General features: G+C 45.6%; 18 protein-coding genes. 7 read left to right on the forward strand and 11 right to left on the reverse strand.

All coding sequences use genetic code 11. The annotated features are described in order from the left end of the window. Positions 1-39 precede the first annotated feature (39 nt). The 4 genes from QLH32_RS10040 (at position 40) to QLH32_RS10055 (ending at position 3,447) form a co-directional block, all read left to right on the forward strand. Positions 40-1,260, forward strand: a complete 1,221-nt coding sequence (locus QLH32_RS10040) for an MFS transporter (RefSeq protein WP_283266115.1) — start codon at positions 40-42, stop codon at positions 1,258-1,260. 13 nt (positions 1,261-1,273) lie between these two features. Then, positions 1,274-2,047: an AraC family transcriptional regulator gene (locus QLH32_RS10045; protein ID WP_283266116.1), complete on the forward strand. Its 774-nt coding sequence runs from the start codon at positions 1,274-1,276 to the stop codon at positions 2,045-2,047. Between the two features lie 115 nt (positions 2,048-2,162). Next, a complete protein-coding gene (locus tag QLH32_RS10050; protein WP_283266117.1) occupies positions 2,163-2,708 on the forward strand; it encodes a glutathione peroxidase in 546 nt (181 codons plus the stop codon). A 130-nt stretch (positions 2,709-2,838) separates the two neighbouring features. Further along, a complete protein-coding gene (locus tag QLH32_RS10055; RefSeq protein ID WP_283266118.1) occupies positions 2,839-3,447 on the forward strand; it encodes a hypothetical protein in 609 nt (202 codons plus the stop codon). A gap of 2 nt (positions 3,448-3,449) precedes the next feature. Here the strand turns inward: QLH32_RS10055 and QLH32_RS10060 are convergent, their stop codons facing one another. The 11 genes from QLH32_RS10060 to QLH32_RS10110 all read right to left on the reverse strand — a co-directional run bounded on the left by QLH32_RS10060 (position 3,450) and on the right by QLH32_RS10110 (position 13,920). Beyond that, positions 3,450-5,597, reverse strand: a complete 2,148-nt coding sequence (locus tag QLH32_RS10060) for a hypothetical protein (protein WP_283266119.1) — start codon at positions 5,595-5,597, stop codon at positions 3,450-3,452. A gap of 146 nt (positions 5,598-5,743) precedes the next feature. After that, on the reverse strand, positions 5,744-6,163 hold the full coding sequence (locus QLH32_RS10065) for a F0F1 ATP synthase subunit epsilon (protein ID WP_283266120.1): 420 nt from the start codon (positions 6,161-6,163) through the stop codon (positions 5,744-5,746). A gap of 28 nt (positions 6,164-6,191) precedes the next feature. Further along, positions 6,192-7,586 (reverse strand): F0F1 ATP synthase subunit beta, encoded by a 1,395-nt coding sequence (atpD, locus tag QLH32_RS10070; RefSeq protein ID WP_267981791.1) that lies wholly within the window; start codon positions 7,584-7,586, stop codon positions 6,192-6,194. Between the two features lie 29 nt (positions 7,587-7,615). Then, complete coding sequence (atpG, locus tag QLH32_RS10075; protein WP_004674080.1) at positions 7,616-8,485, reverse strand: F0F1 ATP synthase subunit gamma; 870 nt, start codon at positions 8,483-8,485, stop codon at positions 7,616-7,618. A 77-nt stretch (positions 8,486-8,562) separates the two neighbouring features. Beyond that, positions 8,563-10,107, reverse strand: a complete 1,545-nt coding sequence (gene atpA / locus QLH32_RS10080) for a F0F1 ATP synthase subunit alpha (RefSeq protein ID WP_004656522.1) — start codon at positions 10,105-10,107, stop codon at positions 8,563-8,565. Between the two features lie 42 nt (positions 10,108-10,149). Then, positions 10,150-10,686, reverse strand: a complete 537-nt coding sequence (locus tag QLH32_RS10085; protein ID WP_283266121.1) for a F0F1 ATP synthase subunit delta — start codon at positions 10,684-10,686, stop codon at positions 10,150-10,152. Positions 10,687-10,697: 11 nt separating this feature from the next. Then, positions 10,698-11,168, reverse strand: a complete 471-nt coding sequence (locus tag QLH32_RS10090; RefSeq protein WP_283266122.1) for a F0F1 ATP synthase subunit B — start codon at positions 11,166-11,168, stop codon at positions 10,698-10,700. 39 nt (positions 11,169-11,207) lie between these two features. Further along, complete coding sequence (gene atpE / locus QLH32_RS10095) at positions 11,208-11,453, reverse strand: F0F1 ATP synthase subunit C (protein ID WP_000424060.1); 246 nt, start codon at positions 11,451-11,453, stop codon at positions 11,208-11,210. An 82-nt stretch (positions 11,454-11,535) separates the two neighbouring features. Next, positions 11,536-12,411: a F0F1 ATP synthase subunit A gene (gene atpB, locus QLH32_RS10100; protein ID WP_283266123.1), complete on the reverse strand. Its 876-nt coding sequence runs from the start codon at positions 12,409-12,411 to the stop codon at positions 11,536-11,538. A 100-nt stretch (positions 12,412-12,511) separates the two neighbouring features. Continuing rightward, on the reverse strand, positions 12,512-12,910 hold the full coding sequence (locus QLH32_RS10105) for an ATP synthase subunit I (RefSeq protein WP_010589287.1): 399 nt from the start codon (positions 12,908-12,910) through the stop codon (positions 12,512-12,514). A 170-nt stretch (positions 12,911-13,080) separates the two neighbouring features. Next, on the reverse strand, positions 13,081-13,920 hold the full coding sequence (locus QLH32_RS10110; protein ID WP_283266124.1) for a metal ABC transporter substrate-binding protein: 840 nt from the start codon (positions 13,918-13,920) through the stop codon (positions 13,081-13,083). Positions 13,921-14,145: 225 nt separating this feature from the next. On the opposite strand from QLH32_RS10110, the gene QLH32_RS10115 reads away from it, so the two are divergent. From QLH32_RS10115 to znuB, 3 genes are read left to right on the forward strand one after another with little or no spacing between them, the layout of a single operon-like run. Next, entirely contained in the window at positions 14,146-14,643 is a 498-nt protein-coding gene (locus tag QLH32_RS10115; protein ID WP_283266125.1) for a transcriptional repressor, read from the forward strand. After that, positions 14,616-15,404 carry a zinc ABC transporter ATP-binding protein ZnuC gene (znuC, locus tag QLH32_RS10120; protein ID WP_283266126.1) on the forward strand — a complete coding sequence of 263 codons (789 nt, stop codon included), beginning with the start codon at positions 14,616-14,618 and terminating at the stop codon, positions 15,402-15,404. Before QLH32_RS10115 ends, znuC begins: the two co-directional genes overlap by 28 nt. Positions 15,405-15,407: 3 nt before the next feature. Next, positions 15,408-16,211 (forward strand): zinc ABC transporter permease subunit ZnuB, encoded by an 804-nt coding sequence (gene znuB, locus QLH32_RS10125; RefSeq protein ID WP_283266127.1) that lies wholly within the window; start codon positions 15,408-15,410, stop codon positions 16,209-16,211. The last annotated feature ends 65 nt before the right edge of the window (positions 16,212-16,276 follow it).

Genomic DNA, 16,276 nt, shown 5'->3' on the forward strand with positions numbered 1-16,276 from the left:
AGCCCTTTTGCCAGATGATGGGCAAATCAGGAAATTATTATGGAACATTCTCCCACTTCCGAAATTCGACCCATAGATTCCACCCAGACACAAGGTAGCTGGTTTGCCATACTGGCAGTGGCTATTGGTGCCTTTGCACTGGTCACCAGTGAATTCCTGCCCGTTGGTGTACTGAATAGTGTGGCAACAGACCTGAACATTTCTGTGGGTACAGCAGGCCTGATCATCACCCTGCCTGGGGTGATGGCTGCAATTGCCGCGCCGCTACTTCCCATTTCAGTCAAGCAGCTTGATCGTCGCTATGTGGTGATCCTGCTCACGGCGATTATGGTGATTGCCAATACCATCACCGCCTTTGCCGATAGTTTTCATGTATTGTTACTCAGCCGTCTGGTGCTGGGCATTTCAATTGGTGGATTCTGGGCCACCGCGATTGCCCTCAGTGGCAAGCTTGCGCCATCACATTTACCCATTGCCAAAGCCACTGCTGTGGTGATGGCAGGTGTCACCTTTGCCACTGTTCTAGGTGTTCCAATTGGCACCTGGCTCAGTGAGTTCTACGGCTGGCGCAGTACCTTTGGTATCACTGCGGCCATTGGACTGATTGTGCTGGTGCTGCAATTTATCTTTCTGCCTGAATTAAAACCTGATTCAGCCATCCACTTTCGAGACCTGCCCGCATTGTTACGCACACCCAAGGCACGCAGTGGCATGCTGATCGTGCTGCTGATCGGCTTGGCGCATTTCTGTGCCTATAGTTATCTGGCACCATTCTTTAAAAATATTGCGGGATTCAATGGCACCACCATTAGCTCGCTGCTGTTGCTTTATGGGATTGCAGGTATTTTTGGCAATGCCTTTGCAGGCTATAGTGGCAACCTCAATGTGCGCTATACCCTGGCCTTTGTCAGCATCTGTTTTGCGATTGTGTTCTTTGGCTTTCCTGTATTTGCGGTGCATGAATTTGGTGCGATTGTACTCACCGCCCTATGGGGCTTTGCATTCGGGGCTTTCCCAACAGCCGCCAACATCTGGATGTTTGTGCATGCACCACATGCCGTTGAGAAAGGCATGCCGCTGTTTGTGGGGATGTTTCAGGTGATGATTGCGACAGGCTCGTTACTGGGCGGATATGTGGTTGATCATTTCAATGAAAATATCTTAATTTATGGGGTAATCAGTTTTGTTGCCTTGGCCTTGATGAGTATCTTTACCCTGGCAAAAGGCCTGAACAACCCTAAAGTCACCTGCGAAAACTAAAATGGGCACCCAGATGAAGCATGATGATGCTGAGCAATTTCCCTTTCTGAATGGTATAGAAGTGCATGAATTTCTGTACCAAAAGGATGATATTGTCAGTCCACATTCCTCACTCTGGGGCGATTTCAATTTTAGTTTAAATGGTACGCTGGAATTTGACATTGAGGGGCAATACTATCTTTCTCCGCCCAGTTATGGACTATGGTTGCCACCGCGTACTGAACATCAGTCGCTTCCCGTCGAACATGAAATCCACTATATCTGTATTCGTTTGCATCCAAAATTCGGACAATATTTAGGTGATGTGTGCCGTTGCTTTAGTATTGAACCCTTTTTCCGTGCCTTGGTGGTACAGATTCTGGAACAGAAGAAACAGGATACGCGACCTGAATACCTTGAACACTTGCTACAGGTGTTGTTTGACCAATTGAGACAAGCGCCTGCTTATTCACATTATTTACCGCAAAGCACCCATCCAGTCTTGTCGCCGATTCTGGAAAAACTTTCTAATCCCGATTTATTTAATGCCAGCCTCCAGCAGGTACTACAGGACTTTGCCGTGAGTGAGCGTCATGTTTTGCGCCTAAGCCAGCAGGAGTTGCAGCTTTCGCTGTCTGAATGGCGCAATCGGGCCAAGATCATCTTTGCCATCAACCAGATTCGTCAGGGCATGACCATCAAGCAACTGGCATTTGCCTTAGGCTACCACCACAGTTCCAGCTTTATTGAGTTCTTTAAACGCTATACAGGCCAGACTCCCATCCAGCTTAAAAATGCCTCCATTTAAAGAACGCGCTGTTTTTATGGATTATTTGTATGGATTCATCTCAACAGCATTGCACTCTGGCTGAATAGCAGTTAAAACAAACAGGTCTTGTACAACAACAAATTAGGATAATCACATGAGCCAATCGGTTTACCACATTCCAGTTAAGGACATTAAGGGTCAGGACGTTGATCTTGATCAATATCAGGGTAAAGTCCTATTGATCGTCAACGTTGCATCAAAATGTGGTTTGACACCACAATATGAGGGTTTGGAAAAACTTTATCAGGCCAAAAAAGATCAGGGGCTGGAAATTCTCGGTTTCCCAGCCAATAACTTCTTAGAGCAAGAACCAGGCACAAACGATGAGATTGAACAGTTCTGCTCTCTCAACTATGACGTGCATTTCCCACTTTTCGCCAAAATCTCTGTTGCAGGTGATGACAAGCATCCACTTTACCAGAGACTGACTCAGGCGATTCCTGAACGTACGGGTGAGGGTCCGTGGTGGAAAGACCTTGTGGACTATGGTTTAACCCCAAACAACCCACCTGAAGTGTTGTGGAACTTTGAAAAATTCCTCGTCAATAAGAATGGCGAAGTCGTTGCGCGTTTTGCACCAGACATTACTGCCGATGACGAACGTATTGTCAGTGCGATTGAAGCTGAGCTGACTAAATAATTCAGAACAATTACAAGAGCGCCTTGTGCGCTCTTTTTTATGTAAAATGTAAAGCCTTACAAAAATCACTTTTTTATTCATATTTTTTCATTATAGTGACGTTTTTCACATATTTTGGTGCGGTTCAGCCATGATGAAAAATCTGTCAATCAAAGCCATTCTTTCAGCCGTGACACTTGTTGCTGCATTTACACTGACAGGCTGTGATCAAGTTCCCCATGACAATCAGCAGGTGGAACAAGCGTCTGAATTTGAACAGCCTGCCACAACAATCAATGAGGATAACAGCACCGAAATGATCAAGGCGCAGGACACCCAAAACCTGAGTCGTGGCAATATGCTCAACATCGCACGCGATATTGCAAAGTTGCAGCTTGAAACCGATGATTATGTGGCCCTGTTAAAACAGTCGCAAAGCAGTCTTGAACAGGCGATTCAGGATCAAAATGTTCAGCAGTTGCAACATACCACAGGTGAGCTTAAGCAGGAATTACACGGACTGCATGACACTTTACTTTCACTAAACCTAAAAAGTAATGAGGTTGACCAGATTCGCCAGAGTCTGCTTACGGCCAACCAGCAACTTCTAAGCATGCCCTTGCTGCATGGTCAACTGGACATTGCCCAGCTAGACTTTGCAAAAATTGAAAAACAATTCAACACCATTCAAATGGATATGGTCAAACTCACAACGCTGGTTCTGGGCAAGCAAGCCAATTCTGAAAATGCAAACACCTAGAGCTATTGCACTGGATAGGCAGGTTTAAAATGATGACCCGCCTGTTTGCTCAGGTTGGATAGCTGTAAGCCATGCTGGGTCATCTGCTTATATTTTTCCAGCTCAATATTCAACTGGGTTACACGCTGTTTGAGTTCAATCGACATAAACTGGTTTGACTGCGCCAAGGCCACCCATCCTGCCTGTGCCCTTTGCTTTGGATTGTCATGGCTAAGCTGCTTTTGCATCCACTCATAAAGCTTCATTGCCCGTTGATGTGCTTCAAACTTATAGGCAAACAAGGTGGTGGAAATTGCCGCTTCTGGGATTTCTCCCATCAACTTCATTTCAATCTGCCTAAGCTGATAGGCATATAAATCAACACGGTACTTTAACAGATTCTGGCTAAACCACTCCGCAAAATCAATCAACAGCTCCATGACCTGCTGGCATTGCAGTAACAACTGCTGTTTTTCCTGGGCTGGCTTACGCTGCTCGATCTTCTGGACTCGCCATGTACGATACACTGCCAGTCCACCCACCACAAAAGCCCCAATTGAACCTGAAACAATTCCACCAATCGCCGCACCAATTGCCAGACTATTCTTCATGACTGAACCAGACGGCTTATACTGCAAATAAGGACGGGATATTGCCTTGCTTTGGGATGAACCAAAATTGCGATAAACCGCAAATCCAGTATTCATCAGAGGAATGGGTAGGAAATCATCCATGCCTGCCAAATGTTGTAGGCTGGCTTGGGCGGTTCTTTGCACCGATTCATAACTCAAGGCCAAATCGGCAAAAACCGAGGGATATTTTTCCTGTAGATGTGCCAGCTCAATATTGACCACAATCGCAATATGCGGATGGTTTTGTGCGAACTTCTCGATCGCCTCCACATCCATCGTGCATTTCACCTGCATCGGCGTGCCATCCACAATCAGGTCAAAACCCGCCAAATGTGAATGTTCCGCAAACTCAATGGTATGCCCCTGCTGACTCAGGTTGTAGGCCACCTGCTGTTTGGCAAGATAGGATGAAACACGCGACAAGGCTGCCTCATGATCATAATCAGGCGCGGGGATCTGTTTTAGGTTATAGAATGCATCTGGATTTCCCTTTGATGCCGCAACCAGCGCATCCAGCACCAAGGGATTGATCTGTAAATAATTCCAGATAAAGCCCAGACTATAATTGGCAGCATTCACCCCACTCACCAGTTTGAGCTCACGCCCTGTCAGGATACGCTGTAAAGCTGTATTAGCCACCTTATGCCGATCCAGATGCATCACCACATCGTGGTTGTTTAATAATTTTGGAGCAGACTCGATCACATGCTTGTAATAAGGAATGATAAATTCGCTGGCTGCCAGCCAGTGATTCAGGGAATACCCAACAAACTTTAGTTTTTGCTGTATGTCCAGCAAGGGCTGGGTTGAATCAGTGAAGTTTGTCTGTAATGTCTCAGGCAACATTAAGGCAACTGTACGACTGGTAAGCTGTTCATACCTTGCCTGTTGCTGGATATGATCCAATTGTCCCAAGCGTTGCAATGCCTCAACCACATCACTGTTGCCCTGTTCATTCAGGTAGCCATTTCGATTTAACAGGCACTCAATAAAATCATAATGCACATGCTCAGGTTGTAACGACTGCTGCGCGAATAAAGCATGATACATTTCAATGGCAACCGACCATTCTTCAAAATGTTGATATAGCTTAGCCAGCGCAAGTTTTATCTTGATGTCGTCATATTCATCATGCAACTGTTTCAGGATGCTTAGTTTTAGGGGACTGTCCTTACACTTTGCCAGATGTGACAACAGCCCATCCAAAGCCTGAGCATTATATTGCTCATCCGCATACTGCAAACTAAAGGCAAGGCCCTGTTCAAACCAGGCATAACGATGGGCATGTTGTGAGTAGGCAGGAATAAACACCTGATTGATCAACTTGATCAGGCGTAGGGAGCAATTAATTTCTTCAGCCGTGTTGTGCGGAAAATCCCAGCTTTTAGGCAGGGCAATGTGGAATAGATGCGTGTATAAACCAGCAGTGAGTTCAGGCTGCTCAAGTGTTACAAGCTTCAATTGATCTTTGGCAGATAAATGATGTCCTTGCTGTTCAATGCGATCCAGACGCAACTTTAAGACATTGCTTGCTAACATACTTTTCCTAATCAACTTCTTATCAAATTTACTGGTTATCTAGAATTTAAATTGTCTTTAAATAATTTCTAAACATCCATCTTAGTATGTTTTCAAACAATAAAAAAGCCACCTTACGGTGGCTTTCTCAATGTCAAACCAGCAAATTATAATGCACGGTTTTTCATCTTACGGATAGTTTCAAGCTGACCTGAAATCTCTGATAGAGATGCCAGTGCAGCAGCTGAGTCCAAGTCACTCTTTTGATTGGCAAGCAATTGTTCAGCTTGTTTACGAGCTTCCAAAATTGCTGCTTCATCTAAGTTGTCAGCGCGGATTGCAGTATCTGCAAGCACGGTCACAACATGAGGCTGAACTTCCAGCACACCGCCTGATACATAAACAATTTCTTCTGTACCATTTTCCAACTGAACACGAATCGGTCCTGGTTGGAGCAAGGTCACAAGTGGCGCATGTCCTGGCAAAATACCAAGCTCACCACCCGCACCTTTTGCGATCAACATCGTAACTTGTCCAGAGTAAATCGACTCTTTAACACTTACAACATCACATTGCATAGTCGCCATGAGAATCTCCTTAAATTAGAGTTGCTAATTAAAGTTTCTCGGCTTTAGCAATCACTTCGTCAATACCACCAACCATATAGAACGCTTGTTCTGGGATGTGGTCGTATTCACCAGCTAATAGACCTTTAAAGCCACGAATCGTTTCTTTAAGTGGTACTAGTTTACCAGGCGCGCCAGTAAACACTTCAGCTACGTGGAACGGTTGAGAGAAGAAACGCTGGATTTTACGTGCACGGTAAACAACCAGTTTATCTTCTTCAGCCAATTCATCCATACCCAGGATTGCGATGATGTCTTTAAGCTCTTTATAACGTTGCAATACGTTCTGTACAGAACGTGCAATTTCATAGTGCTCTTGACCAACAACCAATGGGTCTAGCTGACGTGAAGTTGAGTCAAGTGGATCGATCGCTGGATAAATACCAGAAGATGCGATGTCACGGCTCAATACAACAGTTGCGTCCAAGTGGGCAAACGTTGTTGCAGGTGATGGATCTGTTAAGTCATCGGCAGGTACATATACCGCCTGGATCGAAGTGATCGAACCAGATTTAGTCGATGTAATACGCTCTTGAAGAACACCCATTTCCTCTGCAAGTGTCGGCTGGTAACCTACCGCAGATGGCATACGACCTAACAATGCTGATACTTCAGTACCTGCAAGTGTATAACGGTAGATGTTGTCGACGAATAATAATACGTCACGACCTTTACCATTTTCGTCTTTTTCATCACGGAAGTATTCAGCCATGGTCAGGCCAGTCAACGCTACGCGTAAACGGTTACCTGGTGGCTCGTTCATCTGACCGTAGACCATGGCTACCTTGTCAAGAACGTTAGAATCTTTCATTTCGTGATAGAAGTCGTTACCTTCACGAGTACGCTCACCAACACCAGCAAACACAGATAAACCTGAGTGAGCTTTCGCGATGTTGTTGATCAACTCCATCATGTTAACGGTTTTACCAACACCCGCACCACCGAACAGACCAACTTTACCACCTTTCGCAAACGGGCAAAGCAAGTCAATGACTTTAATACCAGTTTCCAAAAGGTCAGTAGAAGCTGCTTGTTCAGCATAAGAAGGCGCTTGACGGTGAATTGGCAAACGCGTTTCAGTCGCTACAGGACCTGCTTCATCAATCGGGCGACCTAAAACGTCCATGATACGACCAAGCGTAGCTGGGCCAACTGGAACAGAAATCGGTGCATTTGTACTGGTTACATTAAGACCACGTTTAAGACCTTCTGTAGAACCCATTGCGATGGTACGAACAACACCATCGCCAAGCTGTTGCTGAACTTCTAGTGTAGTTTCAGTACCGTCAACTTGGAGAGCGTCATAGATCTTAGGAACGCTATTGCGCTCAAACTCGACGTCGATAACCGCGCCGATGATCTGAATGATACGACCGCTACTCATTGCTGTCTCCTCAATTCAAACTAATAATGTTAAACGGCAGCGGCACCGCCAACGATCTCGGAAATTTCCTGAGTAATCGCGGCTTGACGCAGCTTGTTGTAAATGAGCTGTAGGTCTTTAATCAATTGTCCTGCGTTGTCTGTCGCCGCTTTCATCGCGACCATACGAGCTGACTGCTCACATGCAACGTTTTCAATCACACCTTGATAAACCATAGACTCGATATAGCGAACCAACAAACCATTCAACAATACTTCTGCTTCTGGTTCGTAGATATAGTCCCAACCATAAGTACGGTTGAGATCATCGCCTGCTTGTGCTGGTGCCAAAGGAACAAGTTGTTCCACTTTAGGCTGCTGGGTCATCGCATTGACGAAACCATTTGACACGAGGTAGATACGATCCAGCTCGCCCTTGTCAAATGCGTCAAGCATCACCTGTACTGAGCCAGTCAACTGTTCCAAACTCGGCGCATCGCCAAGTTGGGTGGTTGCACCAAGCACCTTACCGCCGTAATTCTTAAAAAACGAAACCGCTTTTTGACCAATCAAAGCAAATTCAACTTCAATTGACTGCTGTTGCTGTGCTTTGACATGCTGCACAACTTTCTTGAACAAGTTAATGTTCAAGCCACCTGCCAAGCCACGATCTGAAGACACCACGATATAGCCAACACGCTTAACTGGGCGGTCAACCATATAACGGTGTTTGTATTCAGGGTTCGCTTGTACCAGGTGAGCAATTACACGGCGCATATTATCGGCATACGGACGGCCCTGAGCCATGCGCTCTTGCGCACGACGCATTTTAGAAGCAGCTACCATTTGCATCGCGCGAGTAATCTTTTGCGTGCTCTTGATACTAGCTACTTTGGCGCGAATTTCTTTTAAATTTGCCATACGCTTAACCTAGTATTCGAAAGCCCTTTCGAGCTTCCGAAGGTTGATCCGTGAACCAAACTTAACTAAAGCTTAACTTAGTAAGTTTGAGTCGCTTTGAAGCTCTCAATACCTGCTTTGAATGCTGCTTCGATGTCTTTGTTGTAATCACCAGTTTCATCGATCTGTTGCATCAACGCAGCATGTTCAGAACGGAAGTAAGAGATTAACGCAGCATCAAAGTCTACGATCTTCTTCACTTCTACGTCAGCCATGTAGCCTTCGTTAGATGCATATACAGAAACAGCCTGGTCAGCAATTGAGTATGGAGCATATTGTTTTTGCTTCATTAACTCAGTTACACGTTGACCATGCTCAAGTTGCTTACGGGTTGCTTCATCAAGGTCAGAAGCAAACTGAGCAAACGCAGCCAATTCACGGTATTGTGCTAAAGCGGTACGGATACCACCAGACAATTTTTTGATGATCTTGGTCTGAGCTGAACCACCAACACGGGATACAGAGATACCCGCGTTCACAGCAGGACGAATACCTGCGTTGAATAATGATGTTTCCAGGAAGATCTGACCGTCAGTAATCGAAATTACGTTGGTTGGTACGAATGCAGATACGTCACCCGCTTGAGTTTCAATGATTGGCAATGCAGTTAAAGAACCAGTTTGACCTGTTACTGCGCCATTCGTGAATTTCTCAACATAATCAGCTGAAACGCGAGAAGCACGCTCAAGAAGACGTGAGTGAAGATAGAATACGTCACCTGGATACGCTTCACGACCTGGTGGACGACGTAACAATAATGAAATTTGACGGTAAGCAACAGCTTGCTTAGACAAATCATCATAAATGATTAACGCATCTTCACCGCGGTCACGGAAGTATTCACCCATTGTACAGCCAGAGTACGGAGCCAAATACTGCATTGCTGCAGGATCAGCGGCCGCAGCTGCGACAACAGTTGTATACGCCATAGCGCCAGTTTCTTCCAGCTTGCGCACCACGTTTGCAATTGTTGATTGTTTTTGACCAATCGCAACGTATACACATTTAATGCCAGAGTTTTTCTGAGCGATGATCGCATCGATCGCCATTGCTGTTTTACCAGTTTGACGGTCACCAATAATCAACTCACGCTGACCACGACCTACAGGAATCATGGTATCAACTGATTTATAACCAGTTTGAACAGGTTCGTCGACAGACTGACGCCAAATTACACCTGGTGCCACTTTTTCAACAGCATCAGTCAGTTTTGCATCAATTGGGCCTTTGCCATCAATTGGGTTACCCAAAGCGTCTACGACACGGCCAAGAAGTTCAGGACCAACTGGAACTTCTAATACGCGACCAGTACAGCGAGCTTTTTGACCTTCTTGCAGGCTTAGGTAGTTACCTAAAACAACGGCACCCACTGAATCCTGTTCTAGGTTCAGTGCCATACCAAATAAGCCGCCGTCGAATTCGATCATTTCACCGTACATTGCATCCGCAAGACCGTGAATACGCACGATACCGTCAGATACCATGACGATGGTACCTTCATTCTTAGCGGTCGCGCTGGTGTCCAGATCGCCGATACGCTGTTTAATGAGCGCACTGATCTCGGATGGATTCAGTTGTTGCATTGCGCTATTCCTCAATCTTTTTTAAGTTCAGTCTTTTTGCTGTTAGGCAAGAAGACGAGTCCGCATTTTTTCAAGCTTGTTAAGCGCAGAGTCATCTATCACTTGGTCGCCTGCACGAATCACAACACCTGCGATCAACGCTGGATTAACGCTAACAGTCACATGAACAGTTTTGTTAAAACGTTTTTCAAGCGCATGAGCCAAAATATGCTCTTGGGTCGCATCTAATGGGAAAGCAGATTCAATCTCCACTTCCACCGTGTTGTTGTTCTGCGATTTAAGCTGTTCATACTCTGCCGAGATAGCAGGTAATAAAGCTAAACGATCATTACGAGAAAGTTCAGTAATAAAGTTCTTCACTGATTGGGAGTGTTTATCACCAATAACTTCCCATATAGCATTTACTCTATCAACATCTGTGAATCTAGGTTGATTGATGTATGCAGAGAAGTCGTGATCCAACATCATTAGACTTAACTTTTGAAGTAATGTAGACCATGAATCCAAATTACCTTTGTCAGCGGCAAAACCAAATGCTGCTTTAGCGTATGGGCGTGCCAACGTCAAGAGTTCAGCCATATTTCCCTCGCTTAAAGTTTAGCAGCCAGCTGCGTTAGCATGGCATTATGAGCTTCTGCGTCAACTTGTTGGTTCAGAATTTTTTCTGCGCCAGCAACTGCCAAGGCAGCAACTTGTTGACGTAATTCTTCGCGAGCAGCATTGATGTCCTGATCAACAGTTTCTTTCGCCTGTTGACGGATACGTTCACCTTCAGCAGATGCCTGGGTACGCGCTTCTTCTACCAATTGTGCTGCACGACGGTTCGCTTGTTCGATCAATTGAGCCGCTTGTGCTTTCGCCGCATCCAGTTCCGCCTTAACCTGTGCTTGCGCATCGGCAAGGTCAGACTTGGCTTTCTCAGCAGCGTTTAAGCCATCAGCAATTTTACGCTGACGCTCACTAATCGCATTGATTAGTGGTGGCCAAACAAACTTCATGCAGAATGCGACGAACATCGCAAATGCAATTGCCTGGCCAATCAATGTGAGGTTGATATTCATTTCGCTATTCCTCAATATGTGGATTTAGGAATTAAGCTATTAACCTACAAATGGATTAGCGAAGATGAAGAACAAGCCAATACCAACACCGATCATAGGCACAGCATCAAGAAGACCCGCGATTAAGAACATACGAGTTTGAAGTTGTGGAGCCAATTCTGGTTGACGAGCAACAGCTTCCAGGAAGCGACCGCCCAAAAGACCAAAACCAATCGCAGTACCTAAAGCACCGAAAGCGATCAAGATAGCAGATGCAATTGCAACTAGACCTAAAGTGAGTTCCATGAAAAATTCCTCAGAGGTTAGGTTATTACCAAATTAAACTAAAATTTAAGCCCAACCGTCAGGTGACAGTCAGGCAATACCATTAATGCTTTTCGCTTGCCATGCTCAAGTAAACGATGGTCAGCATCATAAAGATAAATGCTTGCAGCGTGATTACAAGAATGTGGAAGATAGCCCAAGGCACAGATAACGCCCACTGGATCCAGAACGGCAACAATGCGATCAAGATGAAGATCAACTCACCCGCATACATGTTACCGAACAGTCGTAGAGCCAACGAAACTGGACGAGCAAGGAAAGTTACTAATTCCAAAATCAAGTTCACTGGAATCAATAACGCTTTTGCAACTGGGTTACTTGGGTTAAATGGGTTGAGTGCCAACTCGCCAACGAATCCACCAATACCCTTTTCACGGATACTGTAGAACAAGATCAACACAAATACAGACAGGGACATACCTAGGGTAATGTTCGGGTCAGTAGATGGGACAACCTTGAAATAAACGTGGTGAGGGTCCATGCCAAACACACCTGCACCAATCTGTTGAGCTAGATAAGGAATCCAGTCAACAGGAATCAAGTCCATTGCGTTCATGAGGAAAATCCACACGAAAATGGTCAATGATAATGGAGCAATTAAACGTGATTTGCCGTGGAAAGTATCACGAACACTTGAGTCCACAAACTCGATGATCATTTCAATTGCTGACTGGAATCTGGTTGGAACACCTGCATTTGCAGCTTTCGCAACTGTCCAGAACAACAAACAGAAAATAACACCAAGTCCGATAGACCAACCCATTGAATCCAAGTGAATTGCAGTGAACCCCATCGTTTGAGCTTCTTCAGCAGTCTCAGCCAATTTCCATGTACCGTCAGGCATTTTGCCATAGGTCATATTGGTCAAGTGATGCTTGATATACTCGGTCGAAGTCAGGGCATGTTCTTCAGCAGCCATAAATCACACCTGGTCAATGTCAATCATTAAAAAGAAGCGGAACGAATCCTGCGAACTGCAAAAATCTCGTACCCTCTTCCAAAAATCTCAAAAATGTGTTTCATTCTCGTTGCTGGAGACGTGACACCCAGAATGGTGCAACCCACGACATAGCCTGAACGAGGATAAATCCACAAAACAATGCCACCGCTGACAACGGTTTGACATTGCTCAAAATTAAAATAAAACCCACAATCACAATTGCAAACTTACCGAGCATTCCCCGATACATATTCAGCATGACCTGTCTTGACGCCCTTGCCCCAGCTGTCCTAAACGACTGCCAGGCAAAATAACAATGCGCCAACCAACAAACCAGTGCCCCAAGCGCAGCACTCAGGGCGGCAGTGGTGTCTTTTATCAACCATGCCAGCAACGCTGCCACAGGAATCATGCACGCCTGTAAGAAGACCAAAGCTTTTGCTAATCGTCGGTCAATCAAGCGACTAGTTCGGCTCATTTTTTACCCACTTACAGCATAACTGCTTGACAAGTTTTAATCATGATTGTTTTGAATCGCAGGCATTATAGAGTTACACCCCTGAACATGCAATCTTTTCTCGACTTAAGTCTGTTTTTTTCGTTAGCCCATTTTTTGACGATAGAGTCAATTGGTTTTTATTTTTTTCATCAATTTTGTGTACTTAATACGCATTTATCGGTTTTTGAAGCCAATTTTTTCCACGCTGTTACAAAATTGTCCTCACCACGCATGCTTTCATCCACGGGCTGGAAAACCACTGGGTTCAATTTTTGATACTGGCTGCTGCTGGCAGATGTTTCAGCCAATAGGCACATTTGTGCTTTAGGCCGATTGTCCATGAGATATTTAATCTGGGCAGCAGTCGGTGCAATATGCGGATCATCGGTTAATGCCCCTGCAAACTTCAGGTTCAGCGCCCGCTCCAGATACTGATAGGCATCATGATAAGACCAGTAGGGCTTGGCTTTATTCGAACTATCGAATTGTTGTGATGCTTGTAACATCTGCTGAGCAAAGTCTTTGGCATTGGCAAGATATTTTGCCTTATTTTCTGGATACTGTTGCCCACGTAAAGTCGCGATGAAGAACGCAATACGAACGGCATTGTTGGGATCTAGCCATACATGACTGTCCACTGTATTTGCCAGTGCGGCCCCACGTAAGTTGCGTTGTGGTAAGGTGGTCAGGATTCCTGAATCAAGCAGTGCAATCGCCTTGCGGTTTTGATTGAGTAGCTTCTCCAAAGGCGCTTCATGCACTTTACCGAGCCATAACACCAATGAGGCATCCTGAATCGCCTTGCGATGGGCTGGGGTAAGCTGTACATCATGGCCTGTCTGGTCACCCAGCAACAGTACTGGTTCTTCCACACCATCGGTGACTTCTTTTGCAATCAGGTAAATGGGATGTGTTGAAACCACTAAACTTTGTGTCCAGCCCCATGTGCTCAACATTGACAACAAGACCAGAAGAAAAAGGCGCAACATCACAGGATTACTCAAGAAAGCGAAGCATGTTATAATATAACAAAAGTTAAAAAATGCCTATGTCTATTTTCAGGATTCATCACACTATCTATTACCCAGTCCATTTAATATAGATCGTTATAGATGAATTGCATGATATGATAGTGCGTCTGTTGGTACACCTGCGACACAGGTTATATATAGTCGACATATCAATAGGCCCTACAAAAACAATGAGGTCAATTTATGAGTTCTTGTTCACACGAACATGACAATGCATTACACGGTGTTCACGGTCATCACGATATTAAGGCGCGACTTGCCGAAGCAGAGATTTTATGCACTGCGGCGGGCGCTCGCCTGACACCTTTGCGTAAAGAAGTGCTTGAACTCATCTTAAATGCCTCTGCTCCAATGGGTGCCTATGACCTCCTGGCAAAAATCAAGGGACAGGCAGACCGCCCTGCCGCCCCACCTACAGTTTACCGTACCCTTGACTTCTTGCTGGAGAAAGGCTTAATCCATCGGCTGACCTCAATTAATGCCTATATTCCCTGCTGTCATCCACGTGAGGGGCATCAGGCCGCATTCCTGATTTGTACAGAATGTCACTCGGTTAAGGAGGCATCGGCACAGGGCCTGATTCAACAACTGGATCAACTTGCCGCCTCTGACCAATTTTCTGCTCAACACAGCATTATTGAGATTTCTGGAAAATGTCACCAGTGCAGCCTGCTTCAGTAAACCCTCCGCTGATCCAACTGGAGAATATCTCAGTTCGACGCGATGAACGGGATATCTTGCGTAACGTTGACTTTGCCTTGCAGGCAAAAGAGATTGTGACGCTGATTGGTCCGAATGGTGCAGGCAAGTCCACCCTGATCAAGGTCTTGCTTGGCATCATGCCACCCAATAAAGGCAAGGTTCATTTTTCCAAAAAGCTAAAAATGGCCTATGTTCCACAAAAGTTTAATCCATCTACCAGCCTCCCTTTACGTGTACAGGACTTGTTGGACTTGGAAGTTTGCGAAGCCCATTTACGTGAAGAGATTATCCGTGATACAGGTATCCTGAAACTACAGCAGTCCAAGGTCCAGCAACTTTCAGGCGGTGAACGGCAGCGGGTGTTACTGGCACGTGCCCTGTTGCGCCAGCCAGACATTCTGGTGCTGGATGAACCAATGCAGGGTCTGGATATTCAGTCCGAGGCAGAGCTGTATGACTATGTGCGTAGTTTGCCCGAACGCTATGGCTGCGCGGTACTGATGGTCTCCCATGACCTGCAATGGGTCATGCAGGGTACACATCGTGTGGTCTGTTTAAATAAACATATCTGTTGCAGTGGTCTGCCTGAAAGTATTCAGCAGCATCCTGAATATCAGGCGATTTTCGGTACACAACGCATGTTCTACCAGCATCATCACAACCACTGCGGACATAGTGACCATGCTGAACCCTGTAGCCACGATCCACGCCCCCACATTCACCCTGAACCAAAGGCCTAAGCCATGATGGAATGGTTACAACTACTATTACCCGCTTGGATCATGGGCACATTGTTGGTGTTTTTAACTGCGCCACTGGGTTGTTTAATGCTATGGCGTAGAATGTCCTTTTTTGCAGACACCATGGCGCATGGCACACTGCTTGGTGTCGCTGTTGCAGGCATTCTGCATTTACCTTTCTGGCTGGGTGTTGGCTGTCTGGCGGCATTGCTGGTTGCCATTCTATGGGTTTTGCACGACTCACGTTTACCGAACGATGCCCTGCTCGCCTTGTGTTCAGCGACCCTGCTTTGCTCAGGCCTTTTATTAATCCAGCAAGTACCGAGCTTACGTCCAGAACTGTTAAGCTATCTGTTTGGTGACCTGCTCAGTATTGAATGGGATGATTTACCTATCTTTGCAATCGTGATCATCAGCGCCCTTGTGGTGCTTTACCGTTCATGGTCGGCACAAATCCAGATTGCCATTGACCCCGATATTGCCATGAGCGAAGGAGTCAATGCCAACTGGCAACGCCTGATTTTCATGCTGTTGCTGGCCTTGTTTACTGTACTGGCATTACGTGCCGTGGGTTCACTACTGATGGGTGCGCTACTGGTGATTCCTGCGCTTAGTGCCCGTTTGCTGGCGCACTCACCTAAACAGATGGTGATCTGGGCATTCATACTGGCTCAATTTGGCGTTACAGTTGGGCTATGGTCAAGTGCGGCGCTCAACATTGCCACAGGTTTAAGTATTGTATTGTGTATGGCACTTTGTTTTGCCATCATTTTTATGGGACAGAAACTGAGTTCACATTCCCAATAAAATAGGTTAATTTTTTTCCATCGAAATGCCCACCCAGTACAAACTATAATGCTGTAAGGCAAACC

Origin of the sequence: Acinetobacter corruptisaponis (genome assembly GCF_030053775.1) — a bacterium.
Taxonomy (GTDB): Bacteria; Pseudomonadota; Gammaproteobacteria; order Pseudomonadales; family Moraxellaceae; genus Acinetobacter; species Acinetobacter corruptisaponis.